The organism is Pseudomonas kielensis (genome assembly GCF_014236655.1).
GTDB lineage: Bacteria > Pseudomonadota > Gammaproteobacteria > Pseudomonadales > Pseudomonadaceae > Aquipseudomonas > Aquipseudomonas kielensis.
Genome location: NZ_JACMYG010000003.1, coordinates 307,769 through 330,886 on the forward strand (window position 1 = coordinate 307,769; position 23,118 = coordinate 330,886).

At 63.0% G+C, this 23,118-nt stretch carries 20 protein-coding genes; 14 read left to right on the plus strand and 6 right to left on the minus strand.

The features are described from left to right. The first annotated feature begins 1 nt into the window (after window position 1). The gene (locus H7995_RS04670; protein WP_182344704.1) at window positions 2–616 is read left to right on the plus strand and encodes a GNAT family N-acetyltransferase; all 615 of its coding nucleotides are present in this window, start codon (window positions 2–4) and stop codon (window positions 614–616) included. On the opposite strand, the gene H7995_RS04675 is transcribed toward H7995_RS04670, so the two are convergent. Further along, complete coding sequence (locus H7995_RS04675) at window positions 582–1,475, minus strand: LysR substrate-binding domain-containing protein (protein WP_166591145.1); 894 nt, start codon at window positions 1,473–1,475, stop codon at window positions 582–584. The genes H7995_RS04670 and H7995_RS04675 overlap by 35 nt on opposite strands. A gap of 87 nt (window positions 1,476–1,562) precedes the next feature. Next, a complete protein-coding gene (locus H7995_RS04680; RefSeq protein ID WP_166591146.1) occupies window positions 1,563–1,799 on the minus strand; it encodes a hypothetical protein in 237 nt (78 codons plus the stop codon). Between the two features lie 185 nt (window positions 1,800–1,984). Between H7995_RS04680 and H7995_RS04685 the strand changes: the two genes are divergently transcribed. Then, the gene (locus H7995_RS04685) at window positions 1,985–2,542 is read left to right on the plus strand and encodes an NADPH-dependent FMN reductase (RefSeq protein WP_095168822.1); all 558 of its coding nucleotides are present in this window, start codon (window positions 1,985–1,987) and stop codon (window positions 2,540–2,542) included. A gap of 324 nt (window positions 2,543–2,866) precedes the next feature. Then, on the plus strand, window positions 2,867–4,150 hold the full coding sequence (locus tag H7995_RS04695) for an arsenic transporter (protein ID WP_182340241.1): 1,284 nt from the start codon (window positions 2,867–2,869) through the stop codon (window positions 4,148–4,150). Window positions 4,151–4,184: 34 nt separating this feature from the next. Here the strand turns inward: H7995_RS04695 and H7995_RS04700 are convergent, their stop codons facing one another. Next, window positions 4,185–5,135, minus strand: a complete 951-nt coding sequence (locus tag H7995_RS04700; protein WP_185818059.1) for a DUF1853 family protein — start codon at window positions 5,133–5,135, stop codon at window positions 4,185–4,187. A 104-nt stretch (window positions 5,136–5,239) separates the two neighbouring features. Between H7995_RS04700 and H7995_RS04705 the strand changes: the two genes are divergently transcribed. From H7995_RS04705 to H7995_RS04755, 11 genes are all read left to right on the plus strand, one after another. Beyond that, window positions 5,240–6,130, plus strand: a complete 891-nt coding sequence (locus tag H7995_RS04705; protein WP_095168818.1) for an NAD(+) kinase — start codon at window positions 5,240–5,242, stop codon at window positions 6,128–6,130. Further along, complete coding sequence (locus H7995_RS04710; protein ID WP_185818060.1) at window positions 6,130–7,101, plus strand: metallophosphoesterase; 972 nt, start codon at window positions 6,130–6,132, stop codon at window positions 7,099–7,101. The genes H7995_RS04705 and H7995_RS04710 overlap by 1 nt, the downstream gene beginning before the upstream one ends. Continuing rightward, the gene (locus H7995_RS04715; RefSeq protein WP_182340251.1) at window positions 7,098–7,967 is read left to right on the plus strand and encodes a rhomboid family intramembrane serine protease; all 870 of its coding nucleotides are present in this window, start codon (window positions 7,098–7,100) and stop codon (window positions 7,965–7,967) included. The genes H7995_RS04710 and H7995_RS04715 overlap by 4 nt, the downstream gene beginning before the upstream one ends. Window positions 7,968–8,000: 33 nt before the next feature. Further along, entirely contained in the window at window positions 8,001–8,261 is a 261-nt protein-coding gene (locus tag H7995_RS04720) for a YeaC family protein (RefSeq protein ID WP_166591151.1), read from the plus strand. Then, window positions 8,258–9,088 carry a DUF2797 domain-containing protein gene (locus tag H7995_RS04725; protein WP_178117405.1) on the plus strand — a complete coding sequence of 277 codons (831 nt, stop codon included), beginning with the start codon at window positions 8,258–8,260 and terminating at the stop codon, window positions 9,086–9,088. The genes H7995_RS04720 and H7995_RS04725 overlap by 4 nt, the downstream gene beginning before the upstream one ends. Before the next feature lie 13 nt (window positions 9,089–9,101). Then, window positions 9,102–11,759, plus strand: a complete 2,658-nt coding sequence (gene pepN / locus H7995_RS04730) for an aminopeptidase N (protein ID WP_185818061.1) — start codon at window positions 9,102–9,104, stop codon at window positions 11,757–11,759. A gap of 323 nt (window positions 11,760–12,082) precedes the next feature. Beyond that, on the plus strand, window positions 12,083–13,135 hold the full coding sequence (locus H7995_RS04735) for a WD40/YVTN/BNR-like repeat-containing protein (RefSeq protein WP_182340257.1): 1,053 nt from the start codon (window positions 12,083–12,085) through the stop codon (window positions 13,133–13,135). Window positions 13,136–13,172: 37 nt separating this feature from the next. Next, complete coding sequence (locus H7995_RS04740; RefSeq protein ID WP_371927866.1) at window positions 13,173–15,548, plus strand: efflux RND transporter permease subunit; 2,376 nt, start codon at window positions 13,173–13,175, stop codon at window positions 15,546–15,548. A gap of 116 nt (window positions 15,549–15,664) precedes the next feature. Beyond that, complete coding sequence (locus tag H7995_RS04745; RefSeq protein ID WP_166591156.1) at window positions 15,665–15,961, plus strand: DUF5629 family protein; 297 nt, start codon at window positions 15,665–15,667, stop codon at window positions 15,959–15,961. Beyond that, window positions 15,954–17,123 carry a lactonase family protein gene (locus H7995_RS04750; protein WP_166591175.1) on the plus strand — a complete coding sequence of 390 codons (1,170 nt, stop codon included), beginning with the start codon at window positions 15,954–15,956 and terminating at the stop codon, window positions 17,121–17,123. Before H7995_RS04745 ends, H7995_RS04750 begins: the two co-directional genes overlap by 8 nt. 156 nt (window positions 17,124–17,279) lie before the next feature. Continuing rightward, window positions 17,280–17,459, plus strand: a complete 180-nt coding sequence (locus tag H7995_RS04755; RefSeq protein WP_166591157.1) for a hypothetical protein — start codon at window positions 17,280–17,282, stop codon at window positions 17,457–17,459. A gap of 59 nt (window positions 17,460–17,518) precedes the next feature. Here H7995_RS04755 and H7995_RS04760 read toward each other — a convergent pair whose 3' ends face one another. From H7995_RS04760 to H7995_RS04770, 3 genes are read right to left on the minus strand one after another with little or no spacing between them, the layout of a single operon-like run. Then, a complete protein-coding gene (locus H7995_RS04760; RefSeq protein ID WP_182340259.1) occupies window positions 17,519–18,130 on the minus strand; it encodes a glutathione S-transferase in 612 nt (203 codons plus the stop codon). Then, window positions 18,127–21,768, minus strand: coding sequence for an AAA family ATPase (locus tag H7995_RS04765; RefSeq protein WP_185818062.1), 3,642 nt, complete (start codon window positions 21,766–21,768; stop codon window positions 18,127–18,129). Before H7995_RS04765 ends, H7995_RS04760 begins: the two co-directional genes overlap by 4 nt. Then, the gene (locus H7995_RS04770) at window positions 21,765–23,009 is read right to left on the minus strand and encodes an exonuclease SbcCD subunit D C-terminal domain-containing protein (protein WP_166591160.1); all 1,245 of its coding nucleotides are present in this window, start codon (window positions 23,007–23,009) and stop codon (window positions 21,765–21,767) included. The genes H7995_RS04765 and H7995_RS04770 overlap by 4 nt, the downstream gene beginning before the upstream one ends. Window positions 23,010–23,118: the final 109 nt, after the last annotated feature.

Here is a 23,118-nt window from a genome sequence, read left to right on the forward strand (position 1 = left end):
TATGCAACCGGTCATCAACCCCAAATACCCGGGCCTGGCAGTGCGTGTCGCTGACCAGGGCTTTGCCGCGTACATCTGGGGCAGCGACTTCAGTTTTGAAGTCAGGGCCTACGCCAGTGCCCAACTCGATACCCCGGTGGCGGCGTGGCCGCTGCACCCCATCACGCCTTATCGCAAGTGCTACGGCATCGACCCCGAGGAGTTCGCCAGTTTCCACAACGCCGTCGACAGTGCGATTTTCATGGCCTTCCTCGATGACCAGCCGGTGGGGCACATCGTGGTCAGCACCAACTGGAACGGCTTTGCCCATATCGACGAACTGGCCGTGCATGCGCCGGCGCGGCGTCATGGCGTGGCCAAGGCGTTGCTCGACGTGGCGCAGTTCTGGAGTCGCAAGAAGAAGCTGCCGGGGATCATGCTGGAAACCCAGAACAACAACCTGGGCGCCTGTCGGCTGTATGAGCGGTGCGGGTATGTGATTGGCGGCATCGATCACCTGCGGTATCGCGGCATCGACCCGCAGACGGCGGAAGTGGCGTTGTTCTGGTACCGCCTGTTTGCTGACCCGTTGGAGCCGCCGATCAGCCCGCCAGCATCGCCTCGGCTTGTGCCTTGATGATCTCCAGCAGTGCGCTCACTGCCGCAGTGGCGAGCCCATGGTTGAGGGTCAGGGCATACAGGTTGATCGGCACTGCCGGCGACAGGGGGCAGACGTCCAGGCCGCCGGCCTTGGCCCCCAGGGCGGTAAAGGGGTCGACGATGGCCAGGCCTTCGCCAGCCTCGACCATGCTGCGCATCATCTGGTGGGTCTGCACCCGGGTGTGAATCACCGGGGCGGGGCGCAGCGCCTGCAACTTGCTGTCGAACAGCGGGCTCAGTGGGTCGTGGCCTTCCAGTCCCACCAATGACTGGCCCGCCAGGTCCTGCACGCCGATGTACTTCTGTCGCGGCTGCAGCCAGCCGTGGGGAGCCAGGAGCTGGAGCTTGCCCTGGGCCAGGAGCTGGCAATGAATATCGGGGTGCTCGGGGTCATGCAGGCTCAAGCCGAGGTCGCTTTCGCGCAGCAGCAGGCTCCTGACGATGTCGCGGGTGGGTTGGCTGTGCAGCGAGCAGGGGGCATCGGGAAACCGTCGGCGCAGGCTCGCCAGTCCCTGGGGCACCAGTTGCTGGGCCAGGGGCGGGGTGCAGATCACCCGCAATGGCGGGGCCTGGTACTGTCGCAGGCTGTCGGCCAGGCGTTGCACAGGCTCGAAGGCTTCGTACACGCGGGCTATCTGCACTTGCAACTGGCGAGCTTCGCGGGTCGCCTGCAGGCGCCCACGCACGCTGGCAAACAGCATGAAGCCGAGATGATCCTCGGCCTCGCGCAACATCCCCTCGATCGCGGCCACCGGCAATTGCAGCATCTCGGCAGCGGTGCCTAGATGGCTGGTTTGCAGGAGTGCCTGAATCACTTCGATATGGCGTAGACGCATGCGTGAAGTCCATGTTCAGCCGGTGAGGGGTAGTGGCTGAATCCTAACCCAAGTCCGTGACGTTGACTTCAGCTCATGACGGCGGGCTCAAGAGGCGACGTTGGCGTCCGGTTCACGAATGATGGTGACGCCCGATTGCACCAGTACAAATTCATTGCCGTCGAGTTTGTTGACCCGATCACCGATGGCCAGCTTGTAGGTGGTCACGGGTGCGCTGCTGCTGAAACCGTCTGCCGACGGGGTGGAATCCTGGAACTCATGCACCGAATAGACACGGCCCTCTGCGTCTCTTGCATGGAATTGTCCGACGAGTACTGCTGCCATCTGCTTAGAACCTCTGGAGATAAGTCACTCAATTTGCGGTTCTGTAGACCGTCGATAAGCTTGGTAAGTTTTCCTACAGGAAAAAAAATAGTGTTTTGCCGCGATAACAGCGCAACAACCGCCTGACATGGCATCGGATCATCTATAACTACAGGCTCCTTTAGCCAGATAGTCGGGAATCTCCAATGAGCAAGGTCTATACGGTTGCTGTCCTGGTGGGTAGCTTGAGAAAACAGTCGATCAACCGCAAGGTCGCGCTGGCGCTGGCCGAACTGGCTCCGGCCAACCTGCGCTTGAACATCGTCGAAATTGGTGATCTGGCGCTTTACAACGAAGACATCGACGTCACCCCGCCGGCAGCCTACAGCACTTTCCGCGATCAGGTGAGCTCATCCGACGCGGTGCTGTTCGTGACCCCGGAATACAACCGCTCGGTACCGGCACCCTTGAAGAACGCCATCGACGTCGGTTCACGGCCTTACGGCAAGAGCGCCTGGAGCGGCAAGCCGGGCGCGGTGATCAGTGTTTCGCCGGGTGCGGTCGGCGGTTTTGGCGCCAACCACCACTTGCGCCAGTCCCTGGTGTTCCTCGACGTGCCGTGCATGCAGCAGCCGGAAGCGTACCTGGGCGGCGCGGGATCGGCCTTTGATGAGGCGGGCAAACTCTCGGAAAAAGTCCGGCCATTCCTGCAAGGCTTCATCGACGCCTACGCCAAGTGGGTTGAGCAACACAAGAAATCCTGACCGAGCTTTGTAGCCGCTGCCGAAGGCCGCGCCGGGTTGCGCAGCGACCCCGGCGGCGGTATTGCCAAGTTGAATGAACGTCCTGCGGCCGTTGACGCAGCCTCGCGCTGCTCGACAGCTGCTACAGGGGCCAACGCGGCTCCCGTAGCTGCCGCACAGTCTGTGCTTTACCAAATATTCGAAATTCCATATATTCACCCCTCGTTTGTCCAGGCACGCTCCTTCCATGTCCTCATCCTGCAACCCCGTCGAAGTGTTCAAGGCGCTGGCCGATGACACCCGCACCCGTATCGCCTTGCTCATCACCCATGAAGGTTGCTGTGCATGCTGATCGCCTCTTTGATTTTCCTGCTGACCATCACCCTGGTGATCTGGCAACCCAAGGGCCTGGGCGTCGGCTGGAGTGCCATGCTCGGCGCGGTGCTGGCTTTGCTCAGCGGCGTGGTGCACCTGAGCGATATCCCCTTGGTCTGGGAGATTATCTGGAATGCCACCGGGACCTTTGTCGCCCTGATCATCATCAGCCTGCTGCTGGATGAAGCCGGGTTTTTTGCCTGGGCGGCCCTGCATGTGGCGCGCTGGGGGCAGGGCAGCGGGCGCAAGCTGTTTGCCTATATGGTCTTGCTCGGGGCCCTGGTCTCGGCGTTGTTCGCCAACGACGGCGCGGCGCTGATCCTTACCCCGATTGTGATTTCCATGCTGCTGGCCCTGCGATTTTCGCCGACGGCGACCCTGGCCTTCGTGATGGGTGCCGGATTCATCGCCGACACCGCCAGCCTGCCGTTGGTGGTGTCGAACCTGGTGAATATTGTCTCGGCCGACTTCTTCCACATTGGCTTCAACCGGTATGCCGCGGTCATGGTGCCGGTCAACCTGGTGGCCGTGGCCGCGACCCTGGCGGTGCTGTTGTGGTACTTCCGTCGCGACATTCCGCAGCGTTACGACCCTGAGCAATTGGCCGATCCGAAGACTGCGATTCACGACCGGGCCACTTTTTTTGCCGGTTGGGCGGTGCTGGGGATTCTGCTGCTGGGGTGTTTCGCCCTGGAGCCGCTGGGGATCCCCATCAGTGCGATTTCCGCGGTGTGTGCGGCCCTGCTGCTGGCCATTGCCGCCCGTGGGCACAAGATTTCCACGCGCAAGGTGTTGAAGGAAGCGCCGTGGCATATCGTGATTTTTTCCCTGGGCATGTACCTGGTGGTCTATGGCCTGCGCAATGCCGGGCTGACCGACTACCTGGCCGGCTGGCTGGATCTGTTCGCCCAGTACGGCGTGTGGGGCGCGGCCATGGGCACCGGGTTGCTGACGGCGTTGCTGTCGTCGCTGATGAACAACCTGCCGACGGTGTTGATCGGCGCCTTGTCGATCGACGCCAGCCAGGCCACCGGGGTGGTCAAGGAGGCGATGATCTACGCCAACGTGATCGGCAGCGACCTGGGGCCCAAAATCACCCCCATCGGCAGCCTCGCGACCTTGCTCTGGTTGCATGTGCTGCAACGCAAGAACATCCAGATTGGCTGGGGCTACTATTTCAAGGTCGGGATTGTGCTGACGTTGCCGGTGCTGTTGCTGACCCTGGCGGCGTTGGCGGTGCGGTTGTCGGTTTAGAGCAGCGATGGGGGCTGCCCAACCACCGCACCTCTCAGCTCGCCCCCGGAACGTTCGGCCACAAATCAGATACCAGAAACAACCGTTCGGCTTCCTCCCAGTCGCCCTGGAGATTCTCGCTCAGGCGCACCATCAACTGTGCCGGCGCCATGGGGTGCAGCTCAGCCAGCCAGGTGTCCAGTTGTTCCTGGCGCCAGGTCTGGTCGGCGCTGTAGTGCGCCGGCGCCAGCCAGGCGTGGCGGGGCAGGCACACCCAGCGCCCGGCCGGGCGTTGTGCAACAAAGGCCGGCCAGTCCTTCTGGTGCAGCCAACTGCCGCGCAGGTGTTGCGGGTGGGCACCGGCCGGCGGTTCGGCGTGCCCCGGCCAGGGGTACAGCAGATAGCCGCCGAGCCACAGTCTGGCGCTGAAAGCCCCGATATCCAGGGCCGCCAGGGCCGCGCGGCTCTCTGGGCGCGCGGAGATCGGCAACTGGTGCTGGCTCAGGTGCGCCAGCTTCAGGTCCAGCCGGTCATGGCAGCCGGGGCCCAGCCACTGGGCGGGATCCTGGCCGTTGCCGAGTTGCGGGCCAAGGTAGAGCTTGATCGCCAACTCCAGGTGGTGCACGCCGTCGCGGTCGCGCAGCAACATGTCGAGTTCACCCAGGGTATGACCTTCGCGGCGGATCGGCAGGTTGGCGGCAATCAGCTCGATCCCCGGCGCATGCTCCACGGCAAACTGCCACAGCCGCTCGTAATACAGGCCCAGGCGCCGGGTGCGCGCCTGGGACAACCAGTGCACCAGTGCGTGGCTGTCACGGTCGAGTTGGCGCAGCCAGTGTTCCAGGCGCTGCGGATCGCGCACCCAGTCGCTGCCGGCCAGCGGATGGCGTTGTGGCCAAGGCGTGGCGCTGAGCATCGGCGGGGCGAGAATCACCCACGCCAGGTCGCGCACGTGCGGGTGGTGCAACTGGCGGGGCAGGGCGAGCAAATCGGGGAACAGGATCATTTTGCGAGCATAGCTTCTAAAGTCCCGGCTGAAAGGATTTTGTCTACGCAGCGCTTTCGCCCATAATCGTGGTTTTCGCCGTCGCAGACCCCCGCAGGAGCCCCATGGAGCAATTTCGCAATATCGGCATTATCGGTCGCCTGGGCAGTTCCCAGGTGCTGGATACCGTTCGCCGACTGAAAAGATTCCTGCTTGACCGGCACTTGCACGTGATTCTCGAAGACACCATCGCCGAAGTCCTGCCCGGCCACGGCCTGCAGACCTCGTCGCGCAAGATGCTCGGCGAAGTCTGCGACATGGTGATTGTGGTCGGCGGTGACGGCAGCCTGCTGGGCGCCGCACGGGCGCTGGCGCGGCATAACATCCCGGTGCTGGGGATCAACCGTGGCAACCTGGGGTTCCTCACCGATATCCGTCCCGACGAGCTGGAAGTCAAGGTCGCCGAAGTGCTGGACGGCCACTACCTGGTGGAAAACCGTTTCCTGCTCCAGGCCGAAGTGCGCCGCCATGCCGAGGCGATCGGCCAGGGCGACGCCCTCAATGACGTGGTGCTGCACCCCGGCAAGTCGACGCGGATGATCGAGTTCGAGCTGTACATCGACGGCCAGTTCGTCTGCAGCCAGAAGGCCGACGGCCTGATCGTCGCCACGCCCACCGGTTCCACGGCCTACGCGCTGTCGGCCGGCGGCCCGATCATGCATCCCAAGCTCGATGCCATTGTGATTGTGCCGATGTACCCCCATACCTTGTCCGGACGGCCGATCGTGGTCGATGGCAACAGTGAGCTGAAAATCGTCGTGTCCAAGGATATGCAGATTTACCCGCAGGTGTCCTGTGATGGGCAGAATCACTTTACCTGCGCGCCCGGCGACACCATCACCATCAGCAAGAAGGCGCAGAAGTTGCGGCTGATCCACCCACTGGACCACAACTACTACGAAGTCTGCCGGACCAAGCTTGGCTGGGGCAGCCGTTTGGGTGGTGGAGGCGACTGATGCTCGATCCCGCGCGTAGCTACGACCTGATCGGTGACGTGCACGGTTGCGCTCATACCCTTGAGCATCTGCTGGACCGACTCGGGTACCACAAGCTGGGTGGCGTGTGGCGTCATCCGTCACGCATGGCGGTGTTCCTGGGCGATGTCATCGACCGTGGCCCGCGCATCCGTGAGGCGTTGCACCTGGTGCACGACATGGTCGAGGCGGGGCAGGCGCTGTGCATCATGGGCAACCACGAGTTCAACGCGCTGGGCTGGAGCACACCGGCCCCACCGGGCAGCGGCAAGCAGTACGTGCGCGAGCACACCCCGCGCCACGCGCGCCTGATCGATGAAACCCTGAGCCAGTTTGCCCATCACCCCGGTGACTGGCACGACTTCCTCCAATGGTTCTACGAGATGCCGCTGTTTGTCGATGCCGGGCGTTTCCGCGTGGTGCACGCCTGCTGGGACGGCGCCTTGATCGACCTGCTGCGCCGCCAGCACCCCGATGGTTGCGTGGATGAACACTTCGTCCAGGCGGCGGCGGTGAGCGGCAGCTTCGCCTGCATGGCCTTCGATCGCCTGTTGCGCGGCACCGACATGCGCCTGCCCCATGGCTTGACCATGACCAGCGGCGATGGCCTGACGCGTTCGTTCTTCCGTACCAAGTTCTGGGAAGACGACCCGCAGACCTACGGTGACATCGTGTTCCAGCCGGACGCCTTGCCCGAACCTGTGGCCAAGACGCCATTGACCCCGGTGGAGAAAAACACCCTGCTGCGTTACGGCATCGACGAGCCGTTGTTGTTCGTCGGCCATTACTGGCGCAGCGGCAAACCGGCGCCCATCCGCCAGAACCTGGCATGCCTGGACTACAGCGCAGTGCTGTGCGGCAAGCTGGTTGCCTATCGACTTGACCAGGAAACCCGTCTCGACCCGCGCAAATTCGTCTGGGTCGATGTCGAACGGCCGGAGGCCCTGCAATGAGTGCTGTTGCTGTATTACGTCTGCCCTTGAGCGTGGACCTCAGCGGTTTTGTCAAACTGCTGCAACGCATGCAGGTGCCCCACCGGGTCAGCGAGGAGGCGGGCCAGCAGGTGCTCTGGGTGCCGCACGCCGTCAGCGAAGACGTGCGCGCACTGTATGAGCGGTTTCCGGCGGGCGACCCTGATCAACAACTGGACCTGCCACCCCAGGCGAAATCCCAGCGCCCGGGTTTTGTTGCGCAACTGCGCGCCAGCCCCATGACCGCCTTTGTGCTGCTGCTGACCCTGATCGTCGGCGCGATTACCCTTCTGGGGGCCAACCTCGATACGATGCGCTGGTTCACCTTCCTGCAGTTTCGCGTAGTGGGCGAGTACATCCATTTCACCCCCCTGGCCGACAGCCTGGCGGCGGGGCAGTGGTGGCGCCTGGTAACGCCGATGCTGATCCACTTCGGTTTCCTCCACGTGGCCATGAACGGCATGTGGTACTGGGAACTGGGGCGGCGCATCGAAGCGCGCCAGGGCGGCATCAACCTGTTGGGGCTGACACTGCTATTTAGCCTGGTGTCGAACTACGCCCAGTATTTCTTCGGCGGCCCGGGGCTGTTCGGCGGCCTGTCCGGGGTGCTGTACGGTCTGCTTGGCCACTGCTGGATCTACCAATGGCTGGCGCCGAACCCGGCGTATCGCCTGCCCCGTGGCGTGCTGGTGATGATGCTGGTGTGGCTGGTGCTCTGTCTGTCCGGGCTGATCTCGCTGATCGGCTTCGGCGAAATCGCCAATGCGGCCCACGTCGGCGGGTTACTCGTCGGGTGCGCCACGGGTTTGTTGGGCGGCTTGTACAGTCGCCGTAGAACAGCCCTCTAATCTGTTTAGTGAATGAAGAGCACGGAGACCCTGATGTCCTCTTTTAACGAAATGATCAACAACATCACCCCCGAGATCTACCAGAGCCTGAAACTGGCGGTGGAGATCGGCAAGTGGTCCGACGGCGGCAAACTCACCGCCGAGCAGCGTGAACTGTCGTTGCAGGCAATGATTGCCTGGGAAGTGCAGAACCTGCCCGAAGACCAGCGCACCGGCTACATGGGCCCGCAGGAATGCAGCTCCAAGTCGATTGAAGTGCCGAATATCCTGTTCAAGTCGGATGCCATCCATTGATCGAGATTGGCCGCGGTGCAATCAGTAAAATGTCGGCGCGCCTCGACGCGTCGGCGGTGCAATACGCGTTTCGCCTGGGTGATGCCGAGGTGCCGGTCAACCCGCTGATCGGCAGCACACTGCGCCTGGAGTACCTGGGGGCGATCCACTGCAGCCATTGTGGACGCAAGACCAAGACCAGCTTCAGCCAGGGTTACTGCTACCCCTGCATGACCAAGCTGGCGCAGTGCGACGTCTGCATCATGAGCCCGGAACGCTGTCACTACGACGCCGGCACCTGCCGCGAGCCGAGTTGGGGCGAGCAGTTCTGCATGACCGATCACATTGTGTATCTGTCCAACTCCTCCGGGGTCAAGGTCGGGATCACCCGTGCCACCCAGTTGCCGACCCGCTGGATCGACCAGGGCGCCCGCCAGGCATTGCCCATCATGCGGGTGTCGACCCGCCAGCAGTCGGGTTTTGTCGAAGACCTGTTCCGCAGCCAGGTGGCCGACAAGACCAACTGGCGCGCCTTGCTCAAGGGCGAAGCACCCTCGGTCGACCTGGCCGGGGTGCGCGATCAACTGTTTGCCAGCTGTGCCGAGGGCCTGCTGGGCCTGCAGGAGCGTTTCGGCTTGCAGGCAATCCAGCCGGTGACCGATGTCGAGCCGCTGGAGATCCATTACCCGGTGCAACAATACCCGGCGAAGATTGTCAGTTTTAACCTGGACAAGAACCCGATTGCCGAAGGCACGCTGATGGGGATCAAGGGCCAGTACCTGATCTTCGACACGGGCGTGATCAATATTCGTAAATACACGGCCTACCAGCTCGCCGTGCATCAGTAGAAGGATTCGAGCCATGCGCACCGAACAACCGAAGATGATTTACCTGAAGGACTATCAGGCGCCTGAGTACCTGATCGACGAGACGCACCTGACCTTCGAGTTGTTCGAGGACCACAGCCTGGTCCATGCGCAACTGGTGATGCGCCGCAACCCCGCCCGAGGCGCCGGCCTGCCGCCGCTGGTGCTCGACGGCCAGCAGCTGGAACTGCTGTCGGTGGCCCTGGGCGATATCACGCTGACCCCGGCCGACTATCAGTTGAGCGACAGCCACCTGACCCTGCACCCCACCAGCGCCAGCTTCACGGTCGATACCAGCGTGCGTATCCACCCGCAAACCAACACCGCCCTGGAAGGCCTGTACAAGTCCAGCGGCATGTTCTGCACCCAGTGCGAGGCCGAGGGCTTTCGCAAGATCACCTATTACCTCGACCGCCCGGACGTGATGAGCAAGTTCACCACCACGGTCAGCGCCGAGCAGCACAGCTACCCGGTGCTGCTGTCCAACGGCAACCCGATTGCCTCGGGGCCGGGCGAAGACGGCCGGCACTGGGCGACCTGGGAAGACCCGTTCATGAAACCGGCCTACCTGTTCGCCCTGGTGGCCGGTGACCTGTGGTGCGTCGAAGACACCTTCACCACCATGACCCAACGCAGCGTTGCCCTGCGCATTTATGTCGAGCCGGAAAACATCGACAAGTGCCAGCACGCGATGAACAGCCTGAAGAAGTCCATGCGCTGGGACGAAGAAGTCTACGGTCGCGAGTACGACCTGGACATTTTCATGATCGTGGCAGTCAACGACTTCAACATGGGGGCCATGGAGAACAAGGGCCTCAACATCTTCAACTCCAGCTGCGTGCTGGCCCGCGCCGAAACCGCCACCGATGCCGCCCACCAGCGGGTCGAAGCGGTGGTCGCCCACGAATACTTCCACAACTGGTCGGGCAACCGCGTGACCTGCCGCGACTGGTTCCAGTTGTCGCTCAAGGAAGGTTTCACGGTGTTCCGCGATGCCGAGTTCTCCGCCGACATGCATTCACGCACCGTCAAGCGGATCGAGGACGTTGCCTACCTGCGTACCCATCAGTTCGCCGAAGATGCCGGCCCCATGGCCCACGCCGTGCGCCCGGACAGCTTCATCGAGATCTCCAACTTCTACACCCTCACGGTCTACGAGAAGGGGTCGGAAGTGGTGCGCATGATCCGCACCTTGCTCGGCAACGAAGGGTTCCGCAAAGGCAGCGACCTGTACTTCGAGCGCCATGATGGCCAGGCCGTGACCTGCGATGACTTCATCAAGGCCATGGAAGATGCCAACGGCGTCGACCTGACCCAGTTCAAGCGCTGGTACAGCCAGGCCGGTACGCCGCGTCTGGCGGTGAGCGAGTCGTACGACGCCGCCGCCCGGACCTACAGCCTGACCGTGCGCCAGAGCTGCCCGGAAACCCCGGACAAGGTGCAGAAACTGCCGTTCGTGATTCCCCTGGAACTGGGCCTGCTGGACCGCCAGGGCGCGGCGATTGCCCTGCGCCTGAGCGGCGAAGCGGCGGCCAGTGGCACCTCCCGTGTGCTGTCGGTGACCGAAGCCGAACAGACCTTCACCTTCCTCGACATCGCCGAACACCCGCTGCCGTCCTTGCTGCGTGGCTTCTCGGCACCGGTGAAACTGAGCTTCCCGTACAACCGCGACCAATTGATGTTCCTGATGCAGCACGACAGCGACGGCTTCAACCGTTGGGAAGCCGGCCAGCAACTGTCGGTGCAAGTGCTGCAGGAACTGATCGGCCAGCACCAGGCGGGGCAGGCATTGGCCCTCGACCATCGCTTGATCGAAGCGCTGCGCAGCGTGCTCGCCGACCCGGACCTGGACCAGGCCATGGTCGCCGAAATGCTCTCGCTGCCGAGCGAAGCCTACCTGACTGAAATCAGCGAAGTGGCGGACGTCGAGGCGATTCATGCCGCCCGCGAATTTGCCCGCAAACAGCTGGCCGACCAACTGTTCGAAGGGCTGTGGCTGCGTTACCAGGCCAATCGCGAGCTGTCCCGGCAGACGCCCTATGTCGCTGAGGCTGAGCACTTCGCCCGGCGCAGCCTGCAGAACATCGCCTTGTCCTACCTGATGCTCAGCGCCAAGCCTGAAGTCCTGGCCGCGACCCTCGAACAGTTCGAGGCCTGCGACAACATGACCGAGCGCCTGACCGCGCTGGCCGTGCTGGTCAATTCGCCGTTCGAGGCCGAGAAGGCCAAGGCCCTGGCGAGCTTCGCCGAGCACTTCAAGGACAACCCGCTGGTCATGGACCAATGGTTCAGCGTCCAGGCCGGCAGCGGCTTGCCCGGTGGCTTGCAACGTGTGCGGCAATTGATGGAACACCCGGCGTTCAACCTCAAGAACCCGAACAAGGTACGGGCCCTGGTAGGGGCGTTCGCCGGGCAGAACCTGATCAATTTCCACGCCGCCGACGGGTCGGGCTATCGCTTCCTCGCCGACCTGGTGATCGAACTCAACGGCTTCAACCCGCAGATCGCTTCGCGCCAACTGGCGCCGTTGACCCGCTGGCGCAAATACGACAGCGCCCGCCAGGCGCTGATGAAAGCCGAACTGGAACGCATCCGTGCCTCGGGCGAGCTGTCCAGCGACGTGTTCGAGGTGGTCAGCAAAAGCCTGGCCTAGGCAGGAGCGGGCGGGGTGGCTGCATGCAAAACATGCAGGCACCCCAAAACCACAAATATCTCAAGGCCACGTTCGTGGCCTTTTTTCATCATGGGCACTGATGCCCTGCCATTCAGCGCCTACCCTTACTCCCCAGGTTAACAAAACATAACGTGGCGTCGATTGTCAGGCGATTCTAAAGCTGGATAGGATAGGCCAGCTTCCGAGAAGGGGCTCTAGATTGCAGGTTTCAGCCAAGCGCTGAATCCGGCCATCCGGTAGCACGCCCCGCACGGCGCCCTTAAAGGTTGAACGACCTAACAATAATAATGGGGGAAAGGTCTATGAGTGAGCCTGTCATGGGTGTGGGTATTGGCCGCCCGCCGGCACTACGCAGATTCGCGTTGCTGGCTACAGCGCTCTCGCTGTTGGGCACTGCGGTCCTGTCGGCGCCGGCCCTGGCGAATGCCGCGCCAGCCGTCGATACGGTCTATTCCATTGAATCGGCCAAGTCCGCCAAGGGCTTGATGCTCGATGTCGTGCATGCCGGCAAACGGCTGATCGCGGTCGGTGACCGTGGGCACATTCTCTATTCCGACGACCAGGGCAGCACCTGGACCCAGGCCAAGGTGCCTTCGCGGCAGTTGCTGACCTCGGTGTTCTTTGTCGATGACCAGCATGGCTGGGCCGTCGGTCATGATGCACAGATCCTCGCCAGCGCCGACGGCGGTGTGACCTGGACCAAGCAGTTCGAAGACCTCAAGCGCGAAGCGCCGTTGCTCGACGTCTGGTTCAAGGACGCCAGCAACGGCTTTGCCGTGGGTGCCTATGGCGCGCTGCTGGAAACCACCGACGCCGGGAAAACCTGGGACGACGTCAGCGATCGCCTCGACAACGAAGACCAGTACCACCTCAACGCCATTGCCGCGGTCAAGGATGCCGGCCTGTTCATCGTCGGCGAGCAGGGCAGCATGTTCCGCTCCGCCGATTGGGGTCAGACCTGGGAACGGGTCGAAGGCCCTTACGAAGGTTCGCTGTTCGGGGCCATCGGCACCGCCCAGCCATCGACGCTGCTGGCCTACGGCTTGCGCGGCAACCTGTTCCGCTCCAGCGATTTTGGCAGCACCTGGGAGCCGGTCGAACTCAAGGCCGCGCGCGGCGCCCTGGAATTCGGCCTGTCTGGCGCCACCTTGCTCGAGGATGGCTCGATCGTGATCGTCGGCAACGGCGGCAGCGTGGTGCGCAGCAATGACGACGGGCAGACCTTCAGTGTGTTCAATCGCCCGGACCGGATCTCGGTGGCGGGCGTGACGGCGGCAGGCAACGGCAATCTGATTTTGGTCGGACAGGGCGGCGTTCGCGCCACTTCGCCAACCGGCGCAGAACTGAACAAATGAGCCGGGCAAATAATAAGAAGGCGGAGAAATGACATCCATGAGCAGTCATAACCAAGACAAGGCGACGTTTCTCGAGCGCCTGATTTTCAACAACCGCCCGGCAGTCATCGTGATCTGCCTGCTGGTGAGCATTTTCCTGTTCTGGCAGGCGACGCTCATCCGGCCTTCCACCAGCTTCGAAAAGATGATCCCGCTGCAGCATCCGTTCATTGAAAAAATGATGGAGCATCGCAACGACCTGGCGAACCTGGGCAACACCGTGCGGATTTCGGTGGAGGCCACCGACGGTGACATCTTCTCCAAGGAATACATGGAGACCCTGCGCCAGATCAACGACGAGGTGTTCTACATCTCCGGCGTCGATCGCTCGGGCCTCAAGTCGCTGTGGAGTCCCAGCGTGCGCTGGACCGAAGTGACCGAGGAAGGTTTTGCCGGCGGCGAAGTGATCCCGCAGAGCTACAACGGCTCGGCCGACAGCCTCGAACTGCTGCGCAACAACGTGCTCAAGTCCGGCCAGGTCGGGCGCCTGGTGTCCAACGACTTCAAGTCGAGCATCGTCGACATTCCGCTGCTGGAGTCCTACCCGGACCCGCAAGATCAGGGCAAGCTGCTGGCGCTGGACTACCAGAAGTTCTCCCATGAGCTGGAAGAGAAGATCCGCGACAAGTTCGAGAAGCAGAACCCCAACATCAAGATCCACATCGTCGGGTTTGCCAAGAAGGTCGGTGACCTGATCGATGGCCTGATCATGGTGGTGCTGTTCTTCGGTGTGGCCTTTGTCATCACCCTGGTCCTGCTGCTGTGGTTCACCAACTGCGTGCGCAGCACCATCGCCGTGCTGATTACCACCCTGGTGGCGGTCATCTGGCAACTGGGGCTGATGCATGCGTTCGGGTTCGGCCTGGATCCGTACTCGATGCTGGTGCCGTTCCTGATCTTTGCCATCGGTATTTCCCACGGTGTGCAGAAAATCAACGGTATCGCCTTGCAGTCAAGCGAGGCCGACAACGCGCTGACAGCCGCCCGGCGCACCTTCCGCCAGTTGTTCCTGCCGGGCATGATCGCGATCCTGGCGGACGCGGTGGGCTTCATTACCTTGCTGATCATCGACATCGGGGTGATCCGTGAGCTGGCCATCGGCGCCTCCATCGGCGTGGCGGTGATCGTGTTCACCAACCTGATCCTGTTGCCGGTGGCGATTTCCTACGTCGGCATCAGCAAGCGTGCCATCGCCAAAAGCAAGAAAGACGCGACCCGCGAACACCCGTTCTGGCGCCTGCTGTCGAACTTCGCCAGCTCCAAGGTCGCGCCGGTGTCGATCCTGATCGCCCTGATCGCCTTCGGTGGTGGCCTGTGGTACAGCAAGAACCTGAAAATCGGCGACCTCGACCAGGGCGCGCCGGAGCTGCGTCCGGACTCGCGCTACAACAAGGACAACAACTTCATCATCAACAACTATTCCACCAGTTCCGACGTGCTGGTGGTGATGGTCAAGACCAAGGCCGAAGGCTGCTCGCGCTACGAGGCCATGGCGCCGATCGATGAACTGATGTGGAAGATGCAGAACACCGAGGGCGTGCAGTCGGCGATTTCCCTGGTGACCGTTTCCAAGCAGATGATCAAGGGCATGAACGAGGGCAACCTGAAATGGGAAACCCTGTCGCGTAACCCGGACGTGCTGAACAACTCCATCGCCCGCGCCGACGGCTTGTACAACAACAGCTGCTCCCTGGCGCCGGTGCTGGTGTTCCTCAACGACCACAAGGCCGAAACCCTCGACCGTGCGGTGCATGCGGTGCAGGAGTTCGCCAAGGAGAACAACAAGGACGGCCTGGAATTCATCCTCGCCGCCGGTAACGCCGGGATCGAGGCGGCCACCAACGAGGTGATCAAGGAGTCGGAGCTGACCATCCTGATCCTGGTCTACCTCTGTGTGGCCACCATGTGCATGATCACCTTCCGTTCCTGGGCGGCGACCTTGTGCATCGTCCTGCCGCTGGTGCTGACCTCGGTGCTCGGCAACGCCCTGATGGCCTTCATGGGCATCGGCGTGAAGGTCGCGACCTTGCCGGTAGTGGCGCTCGGGGTGGGGATTGGCGTGGACTACGGCATCTACATCTACAGCCGCCTGGAAAGCTTCCTGCGTGCCGGCCTGCCTTTGCAAGAGGCCTACTACCAGACGCTCAAATCCACCGGCAAGGCGGTACTGTTCACCGGCCTGTGCCTGGCCATCGGCGTGTGCACCTGGATCTTCTCGGCGATCAAGTTCCAGGCCGACATGGGCCTGATGCTGACCTTCATGCTGTTGTGGAACATGTTCGGCGCCCTGTGGCTGCTGCCAGCCCTGGCACGGTTCCTGATCAAGCCGGAGAAACTGGCCGGGCAGAAGGGCAATTCGCTGTTTGCCCACTGATCTTGACCTGAAGTGAAAAAGCCGCAGCCCCAGGGTTGCGGTTTTTTTTGCCTGTTCGCTGCGTTGCAAGGCCATGGCCGCTATCATTGCGCCTTTCAACTTGATGATTGATCGCCATGACTGCTGCAACCGATACCTTGCTCACCGTTCTCGAAACCTGCGACATGCTGGAAATCGATGGCCTGCACGCCTTCGACTTCTCGCTGGACGAGGACGATCAGTTGCACATCGAGTGCATGGATGGCCGTGCGGCCAAGCATTGGGTGTTCAGCCTGGCCCAGGTGCAGGCGGCCGTGTTCGACGCCGACCTGCAGAGCTGGACCCTGCGCGGCGACGCCGGCGAGCACCGCCTGGTGTGCATGAGCGCATTCAGTGGCAGCAACGATGAAGGCGAAGACCATGGGGATGCGTAACCTCTGGCCGCTCCTGATGGCCGGCAGCTTCGCCGCGATGGGGGTGCAAGCCGCTCCCGCCGAGCCCCATGAGCTGTTGGTCGGCAGTTACACCCAGGGCCAGAGCCAGGGTATCTATCGCCTGCAGTTCGACAGCCGCAGCGGTCAGCTCGACGCGACGCCGCTGCAAGTGTTCAAGAGCGCCAACCCTTCCTGGCTGACCTTGTCCGGCGATCAGCGGCAACTGTTCGTGGTCAACGAAAATGGCCCTGGACAAGCCGACGTCGTCGGGCGGGTCAGCAGTGTGGCCATCGACCCCAAGACCCGGCAACTGAGCCTGATCAACCAGGTGCAGAGCCTGGGCAACGAGCCGACTCATTCGAGCCTCAGCGTCGACGGCCAGTACCTGTTCGTCAGCAACTACTCGGTGGCGGCCGACCCGGGTGGCAGTCTGGCGGTGTTGCCGGTCAGCCGCGAGGGCCGCTTGTCGCCACCGGTGCAACTGAGCAGCCATCCGGCAAGCCGGGTCAACCCTGAGCGCCAGCAGTCGGCCCACGTGCATTCGACGGTGTCTTCACCGGACGGTCGGTTCGTGTTTGCCAATGACCTGGGGGCCGACCAGGTGTTTGTCTACCGCTACGACCCCAAGGCCAATCCGGAGCATCCGCTGACGGCCGCCACTCCAGCCTCGGTGCAGTTGCCACCCGGCAGCGGGCCACGGCACCTGCTGTTCGCCGCCGATGGCAAGCATGCCTACCTGAGCATGGAAATGAGCGCGCAAGTCGCGGTGTTCGACTACCAGGACGGCACGTTGACCCAACGCCAACGGGTGGACCTGGCGGCAGGGCAGCCGGCGGCGAAAAAAGCCGCCGCGGCCTTGCATGCCTCTGCCGATGGCAAATTCCTCTACGTCAGCAACCGCGGTACGGCCAACGAGCTGCTGGTGTTTGCCATCGACCCGAACACGGGCGAGCTCAAGGAGCTGCAACGACGTTCGGTGGAGGGTGATCATCCCCGCGAGTTCAGCCTCGATCCGAGTGGCCGGTTTGTGTTGGTGGCCAACCAGAAAAGCAACCAGATCGTCGTCATCGAGCGTGACGCGCAGAGCGGCCTTCTGGGCAAAACCGTGCAGAAGCTGGCGCTCGATGCGCCCAGCGATCTCAAGTTCCTGTCCCGCCCGTAAGCCTGAGGCCCCGCTTGGCGGGGCCTGCACCCTTGTATTAATCGCAGTGATATCGGCTACTGATACAAAAGATTTCAAGCCCGCCGACCCTCGGGCGTAAGTTTGCTTCACGGCCTACACAGGCAAGCCAGCCAACTGCACACGAGGGTTACCGCCATGAACTTCAATCTCTTCTCCGTCATCGCCGCGTCCGCCATCTCAGCCAGCGTGGTGCTGCCAGCCAATGCCAGCGTCGAGATCAACGACAAACGAACCGGCACCCAGACCTACACCCAGAAATACCTGCAACAGAGCGCCAACTTCTATGCGGCGCTGGATCACAAGATTCAGCATTGATCTGCCAGGCACCGCCGATGTCGGCTGTGCCGGCGCCAGCTCCCACAGGACTTGTAGTGTCAGTGAGGCTCGGGTTGTTTGGCCATGATCGCCGTGAACAGCGCCGACTCGATCATCCCCGCAAGCCACGCCTGCAACGGCCGATACGGCAGCTGCGCGAAACCGTCGCGGTCGACGTGGGCGAACTGACGGACAAAGGGCATCAGGGCGATGTCGGCCAGGCTTGGGTGATCGGCCACTAAATAGCGCTGCTGTTGCAGCAAGTCATCGAGCTTGCGCAGAAACACTTCCCCCTCAGCACGGTAGTGCTCCCTGGAATGCTCCGGATAACGTTCGGCGTACTTGTAGCGATTGAGGCTGACCTTGAACACCTGGTCGTTTTCTTCGATCAGCGTCGCGGTCATTGATTGCGCGGCAGGGTTGTCCTTGAGCAACCAGTCCTCGGGATCGTTCTGCGCCAGTGCCCAGGTCATGATCTCCAGGCTTTCGTCGATCACCCGGCCATCGGCACTCAGTACCGGCACCGTGCCTTTGCTTGAAAGCGCGAGCATCTGCGGCGGCTTGGCCTTGAGGCTGACTTCCACGATGGTCAATGGCACCGCGCTATAGTGCAGCGCCATGCGTGCCCGCATGGCATAAGGGCAGCGGCGGAAGGAATACAGCCTGTTCATTTCACCTCCAGGGTGCTCAGCCCGTTGCCTTGGCGACGCACCTGAATCTGCACCGGAATCCGCTCATGCATTTCCTGCACGTGGGAAATCACCCCGACCTTGCGTCCTTGTGCCTGCAGGCCGTCGAGGGCGTCCATCGCCAGTTGCAGGGATTCGGGATCGAGACTGCCAAAACCTTCGTCGATGAACAGCGATTCGATTTTCAAAGTGCTCGAAGCCATCGAGGCCAGGCCCAGGGCCAGGGCCAGCGACACCAGGAAGGTTTCCCCGCCGGACAATGAGTGCACCGAACGCAGCTCGTCGCCCATCTCGGTGTCCATCACCAGCAGGCCGAGCATGCTGCCGCCGCGCTTGAGGCGATAGCGCCGCACCAGTTGGCGCAATTGCACGTTGGCGTGATGCACCAGCAGGTCGAGGTTGTAGGCCTGGGCGATCTTGCGGAAGGTGTCGCCGGTGGCCGAGCCGATCAAGGCATTGAGCCGGGCCCAGCGCTGCCACTCCAGATACGCCTGGCTGATGCGTTGCGCCAGTGCCTGGTTGGCCTCCTGGCGCCGTTGATCCTCGGTCTGTTGTGCGCGCAACTCGGCACAGAGTTGTTCGCTGATGGCCGCCTGCGCTTGCAGATCGCCCAGGGCCGTGGCCAGTTGTTCAGCGTCCAGGTAAGCGTTGTGCTGGGCCTGATGCTCGTGCAGGCGCTGCTCGCGCTCCTGCAGCAGGACCTTGGCTTGCTCGATCGCGGTTTCGCTGCGTTGCAACTGCAGGCGCAACTGGCTGACCTGTTCGTCGCTGTAGCCCAGCAACTGCGCAAGGCCTGTGTCGTCGAGTTCAGGGTGCAGGGCACGCCAGTCGGCGACCTTGCTCTGCAGTGCTTGCCGTTCGCTGTCCAGCGCCTGTTGGCGTTGTTGCTGCGCCTTGAGTTCGGCTGCCAGCTGGATGAGCTGGCTCTGCACTTCCTGCAGTTGCTGGCTGGCCGTGGCTTGTGCCTGGCGCGCCTGCTCGAGGGCCTGCTCCAGTTGTGTTTGCCAGGCTTCGGCACTCGGCTGTTCCCCCAGCAATGCGCTGAGTTGCTGTTGGGCGCCGTGCAGCTGGGCGCTGAGCAGGGCGTGCTGCTGTTGCGCGGACTCGGTCTGTTGCAGCCGGGTCAGTTGGCGGTCCTGTTCCTTTTCCAGGCTCTGCTGGCGTTGCTGCTGCTCGTCCAGCTCTTCACGCTGCAGCGCCAGTTGTTCCAGACGCTGGGCCACTTGTTGGTCGAGCTGGAGGAAGGTCGCCGCGGGCTCATGGCGCAGGCCTTCAAGGATGGCTGCCGGGAGCAGGTTGGCGAAGGCGGCGAGCTCTTCCTCCAGGCGTTGGCGGTCGTTGCCCAGTTCGCGCTGCTGCAGGGTCAGCAGTTGCACCGCCTGCTGGCTGGCCTGTTCAGCGGCTTGCAGTTGCTGCGCCAGGCGCGCGGCTTCCTGTTGCAGGGTGAGCAGGGCGCTCTGGCGCTGTTCGTCCTGGCTGAGGTTCTGGTTCAACTGAGTATTTTGCTGGGCTAGCCAGGCCTCTTGGTGGCCAGGGTCCTGCGCCAGCAACGAGGCTGCCAGCGGATGGGCTGCCAGGCTCGGGGCCAGGCTCTGCTGCTGGGCGAGCAGTTGTTCGTGCTGTTGCAGCAGTTCTTTTTGCTGGGCGATCACACCGCCGACTTCGGCACGCAGTTCGGCGAGGGTTTCCTTGAGCAGGTCGACGGCCTTCTGGGCAGCGGCCTGTTCGCTTTCATCGTGTTGACCCAGGCTTTGCAGCAAGGCTTCGGGCTGGTGGTAGGGGTGCTCGACACTGCCACACACCGGGCAGGGCTGATCGTCCTGCAACTGCCCGCGCAACTCCTCGACACTGGCGCTGCGGGCCAGGCGTTGGCGCTCCAGAAGCGCTTGGGTGACCGTCAGTGTCTGCTCGGCCACGGTCAGGTCGGCCTTGGCTTTTACGCCTTCGCGGGTCAGGCGTTCGCGTTCGCCCTGGGCGCTGTGCAGGCGTTGTTGCAGGGCTTGCCCGCGGGTATCCAGCTCCTGCTGGTTGGTCCACAGCCGCGTCAGCTCTTCCACCGCCCGCAGTTGCTTGCGGTTGTCTTGCAGCAGGCTGCCGAGAATCTGGATCTGCTCGGCGACTGCCTGAGGCTCGACGTCGGCTTCGCTGTACAGCACCTGCAGTTGCTGACGCTGTTCTTCCAGGCGGCTGGCGCTGGTGCTGGCCTGTTGTTGCAGCCCCAGCAGTTCCGCCTCACCTTGTTTGAGGCGATTGCCCACCAGCATCAGTTGCTGCAGGCGCTCGCGGTGCAGGTTCCAGGCGTCGCTGACCGGCGCCCACTGCAGGCTGTGCTCCAACTGGCTGGCGATATTGACCAGGCGTTCGGCCACCCGCTGTTGTTGTTCGAGCATCTGGGTGATGGCGTGCTGGCCTTGCAGGCTCGCCTGTTCGGCGGTCTGCTTGAGTTCTGCCGACGCGTCGATCGCCTGGGTCAGTCGCGCCAGGTTGCCTTGTTCCTCGAATGCCTGGCGCAGCAGCGGGGCATTGCTGGTGTGCTGGTGTTGCGCCTGGGTCAGCGCCGCCTTGGCCGATTCCAGGCTCAGTTCCAGCTGCGCCTGACGGGCCAGTTGTTCGGTCTGTTGGGCGCTGTGCTGCTGGATCGATGCGGCCAAGGGGCTCAACTGGGCATCAAGTTCGGCCTGACGGGCAAACTGGTGACGTTGCGGTGCCAGGTGCTCCAGGCGCTTGAGGTTCAGCCGTGCGTCCGCCTGGGCATCCCAGGCCTGCTGGGCCTGTTGCAGTTGCTCGACACCCGCCTGTTGCTGGTCCTGGATCTGCTGCAGTTCCTTGAGCCAGGTGTGCTGCAACTCCAGTTGCTTGAGCTGGGCCTGCTGGGTCTTGAGCTGCTGCTGGGCCTGGCTCAAACGCTGGTCGAGTTCGGCGCGCGCCTCGGGCTCCAGGGGGGTGACGCCGCTGGCTTGGTCCTGTAGCTGTTTGTGCAGCTCGCGGGTTTCCTTGCTCTTGTCGAAGGCGCGCTTGCCCAGGCGGGTGTAGAGCGCGGTGTCGGTGAGCTTTTCCAGCAGTTCGCTGCGGTCGTTGTCGTCGGCCTTGAGGAAGGCGCTGAATTCGCTCTGGGCGAGCATTACCGCCCGGGTGAACTGTTCGAAGTTCAGGCCCAACACCGCTTCGAGCTGGGTCTTGTATTCACCTTTCTGGCTGGCCAGCAGCTGGTCGGTGTCCAGGTCGCGCAGGCTCTGACGGCTGGCCTGCAGCTTGCCATTGGCTTTTTCCCGGGCGCGGTTGGCTTCCCAGCGTGCCCGATAGCGCCGGCCATCGATGCCGAGGAAGTCGACCTCGGCGTAGCCGTCGCCAGTGCCCCGGCGCAGCAGGGTGCGTGGATCGCCGGTGGCGATTTCGCCGTCCGCGTCCGGGACCTTGGCGTCACGCCCGGTGTTGTTGAGCCGCGGTACCGCGCCAAACAGGGCCAGGCACAGGGCATCGAGCAGGGTGCTTTTGCCGGCGCCGGTGGGCCCGGTGATCGCGAACAGGCCGGCACTGGCCAGCGGTTCGGCGGTGAAATCGATCTCGAACGGCCCGGCCAGCGAGGCCAGGTTCTTCAGGCGGATGGCGAGGATCTTCATGGCTGTTCGCTCTCCTGCTGAACGTCTTGCAGCAGTTGCGCAAAATCGCTGAGGGTCTGTTCGTCGACGGCGCTGCCGTAATTATCCAGCCAGGCGCGGCTGAACAGTTCCTGAGGGGTGAGTTGGTCCAGTTCGATCAAGACGTCGCCCTCATCGCTGCCTCCCCGGGCACCGCTGCCGGCGTATTCGGCGGCGATCCGCACCAGGCGCACGGCTTTGCCTTGCAAGGCGCTTTCCACCTGATGGCGCAGGTCCGGTTGCGGTTCGTCGAGGCGCACCCGTACCTCCAGCCAGGGCTGGCGCTGGACGTCGGCCAACAGGTCGATGTCGGGCAGCGCGGCCAGTTGCCCGAGGATCTCGGCCAGCGGTGCGGGGCCCATGCGTTGCAGGTTGACCGCCCGTGGGATCAGGCGCGGCTCGACGCTGACCAGGGTTGGCCCGTCGAGGCGCACATCGAGGATCTGGTGCGGGTAGGCAATCTCGGAGAACGATAGGGGGATGGGCGAGCCGCAGTAGCGAATGCGCTCCTCGCCGTTGACCTTCTGTGGCTTGTGCAGGTGGCCGAGGGCAACGTAGCTGATGCTCGGGCCAAACAGGCTGGCGGGCAGGGCTTCGGCATTGCCGATGATCAGGCTGCGTTCGGAGTCCTCGGACACCGAGCCGCCGGCCATGTGTGCATGACTGATGGCGATCAGCGCCTGGCCCGGCTGGCGCTTGGCATTGGCGGCCTCGATCAGCCACTCATGCACCTGGCCGATACCGCGCAGGTAGTCGTCGCCCAGGTGGGCACCGGTGACTTCCGCCGGGCGCAGGAACGGCAGTGCCAGGCACCAGCCAGCGATCTCGCCCGAGGCATCGGGCAGCGGGATCAGCAACCGCTCGGCATCCAGTTGCCCGTCATCAAGCCACAGCACTCGGCCCAGGGCGTGGGTGCGCAGGCGGCGCATCAGCGGCGCCGGCAGTTCGATCCGGGAACCGGAATCGTGGTTGCCGGCGATCATCACGATACTCAGCGCAGGCTGTTGTTCGTGGGCACTGACGATGAAGTCGTACAGGCGTTCCTGGGCTTTGACCGGCGGGTTGACCGTGTCGAAGATATCGCCGGCGATCAGCAGCACGTCGGGCTTTTCCTGCCCCAGTTGACGCAGCAGCCAGTCGAGGAAGCAACCGTGTTCGTAGTCGCGTTCCTGGCCATGCAGGTTTTGCCCAAGGTGCCAGTCGGAGGTGTGAAACAGACGCAAGGCAAACTCCGCTCATTCTGAAAGAGGTGGACTGTGTAGGGGCAAGGCTTGCTCGTGATCACGTGCTTGAGAGCGTGATCATGCTCAGGCCTTGCCCCTGCAAGGTATC

What these genes read in the sequence shown, in the direction of transcription:
- H7995_RS04670 (WP_182344704.1), top strand. Translation starts at nt 2, where the DNA reads ATGCAACCGGTCATCAACCCCAAATACCCGGGCCTGGCAGTGCGTGTC.
- H7995_RS04675 (WP_166591145.1), bottom strand. Translation starts at nt 1,475, where the DNA reads ATGCGTCTACGCCATATCGAAGTGATTCAGGCACTCCTGCAAACCAGC.
- H7995_RS04680 (WP_166591146.1), bottom strand. Translation starts at nt 1,799, where the DNA reads ATGGCAGCAGTACTCGTCGGACAATTCCATGCAAGAGACGCAGAGGGC.
- H7995_RS04685 (WP_095168822.1), top strand. Translation starts at nt 1,985, where the DNA reads ATGAGCAAGGTCTATACGGTTGCTGTCCTGGTGGGTAGCTTGAGAAAA.
- H7995_RS04695 (WP_182340241.1), top strand. Translation starts at nt 2,867, where the DNA reads ATGCTGATCGCCTCTTTGATTTTCCTGCTGACCATCACCCTGGTGATC.
- H7995_RS04700 (WP_185818059.1), bottom strand. Translation starts at nt 5,135, where the DNA reads ATGATCCTGTTCCCCGATTTGCTCGCCCTGCCCCGCCAGTTGCACCAC.
- H7995_RS04705 (WP_095168818.1), top strand. Translation starts at nt 5,240, where the DNA reads ATGGAGCAATTTCGCAATATCGGCATTATCGGTCGCCTGGGCAGTTCC.
- H7995_RS04710 (WP_185818060.1), top strand. Translation starts at nt 6,130, where the DNA reads ATGCTCGATCCCGCGCGTAGCTACGACCTGATCGGTGACGTGCACGGT.
- H7995_RS04715 (WP_182340251.1), top strand. Translation starts at nt 7,098, where the DNA reads ATGAGTGCTGTTGCTGTATTACGTCTGCCCTTGAGCGTGGACCTCAGC.
- H7995_RS04720 (WP_166591151.1), top strand. Translation starts at nt 8,001, where the DNA reads ATGTCCTCTTTTAACGAAATGATCAACAACATCACCCCCGAGATCTAC.
- pepN (WP_185818061.1), top strand. Translation starts at nt 9,102, where the DNA reads ATGCGCACCGAACAACCGAAGATGATTTACCTGAAGGACTATCAGGCG.
- H7995_RS04735 (WP_182340257.1), top strand. Translation starts at nt 12,083, where the DNA reads ATGAGTGAGCCTGTCATGGGTGTGGGTATTGGCCGCCCGCCGGCACTA.
- H7995_RS04740 (WP_371927866.1), top strand. Translation starts at nt 13,173, where the DNA reads ATGAGCAGTCATAACCAAGACAAGGCGACGTTTCTCGAGCGCCTGATT.
- H7995_RS04745 (WP_166591156.1), top strand. Translation starts at nt 15,665, where the DNA reads ATGACTGCTGCAACCGATACCTTGCTCACCGTTCTCGAAACCTGCGAC.
- H7995_RS04750 (WP_166591175.1), top strand. Translation starts at nt 15,954, where the DNA reads ATGCGTAACCTCTGGCCGCTCCTGATGGCCGGCAGCTTCGCCGCGATG.
- H7995_RS04755 (WP_166591157.1), top strand. Translation starts at nt 17,280, where the DNA reads ATGAACTTCAATCTCTTCTCCGTCATCGCCGCGTCCGCCATCTCAGCC.
- H7995_RS04760 (WP_182340259.1), bottom strand. Translation starts at nt 18,130, where the DNA reads ATGAACAGGCTGTATTCCTTCCGCCGCTGCCCTTATGCCATGCGGGCA.
- H7995_RS04765 (WP_185818062.1), bottom strand. Translation starts at nt 21,768, where the DNA reads ATGAAGATCCTCGCCATCCGCCTGAAGAACCTGGCCTCGCTGGCCGGG.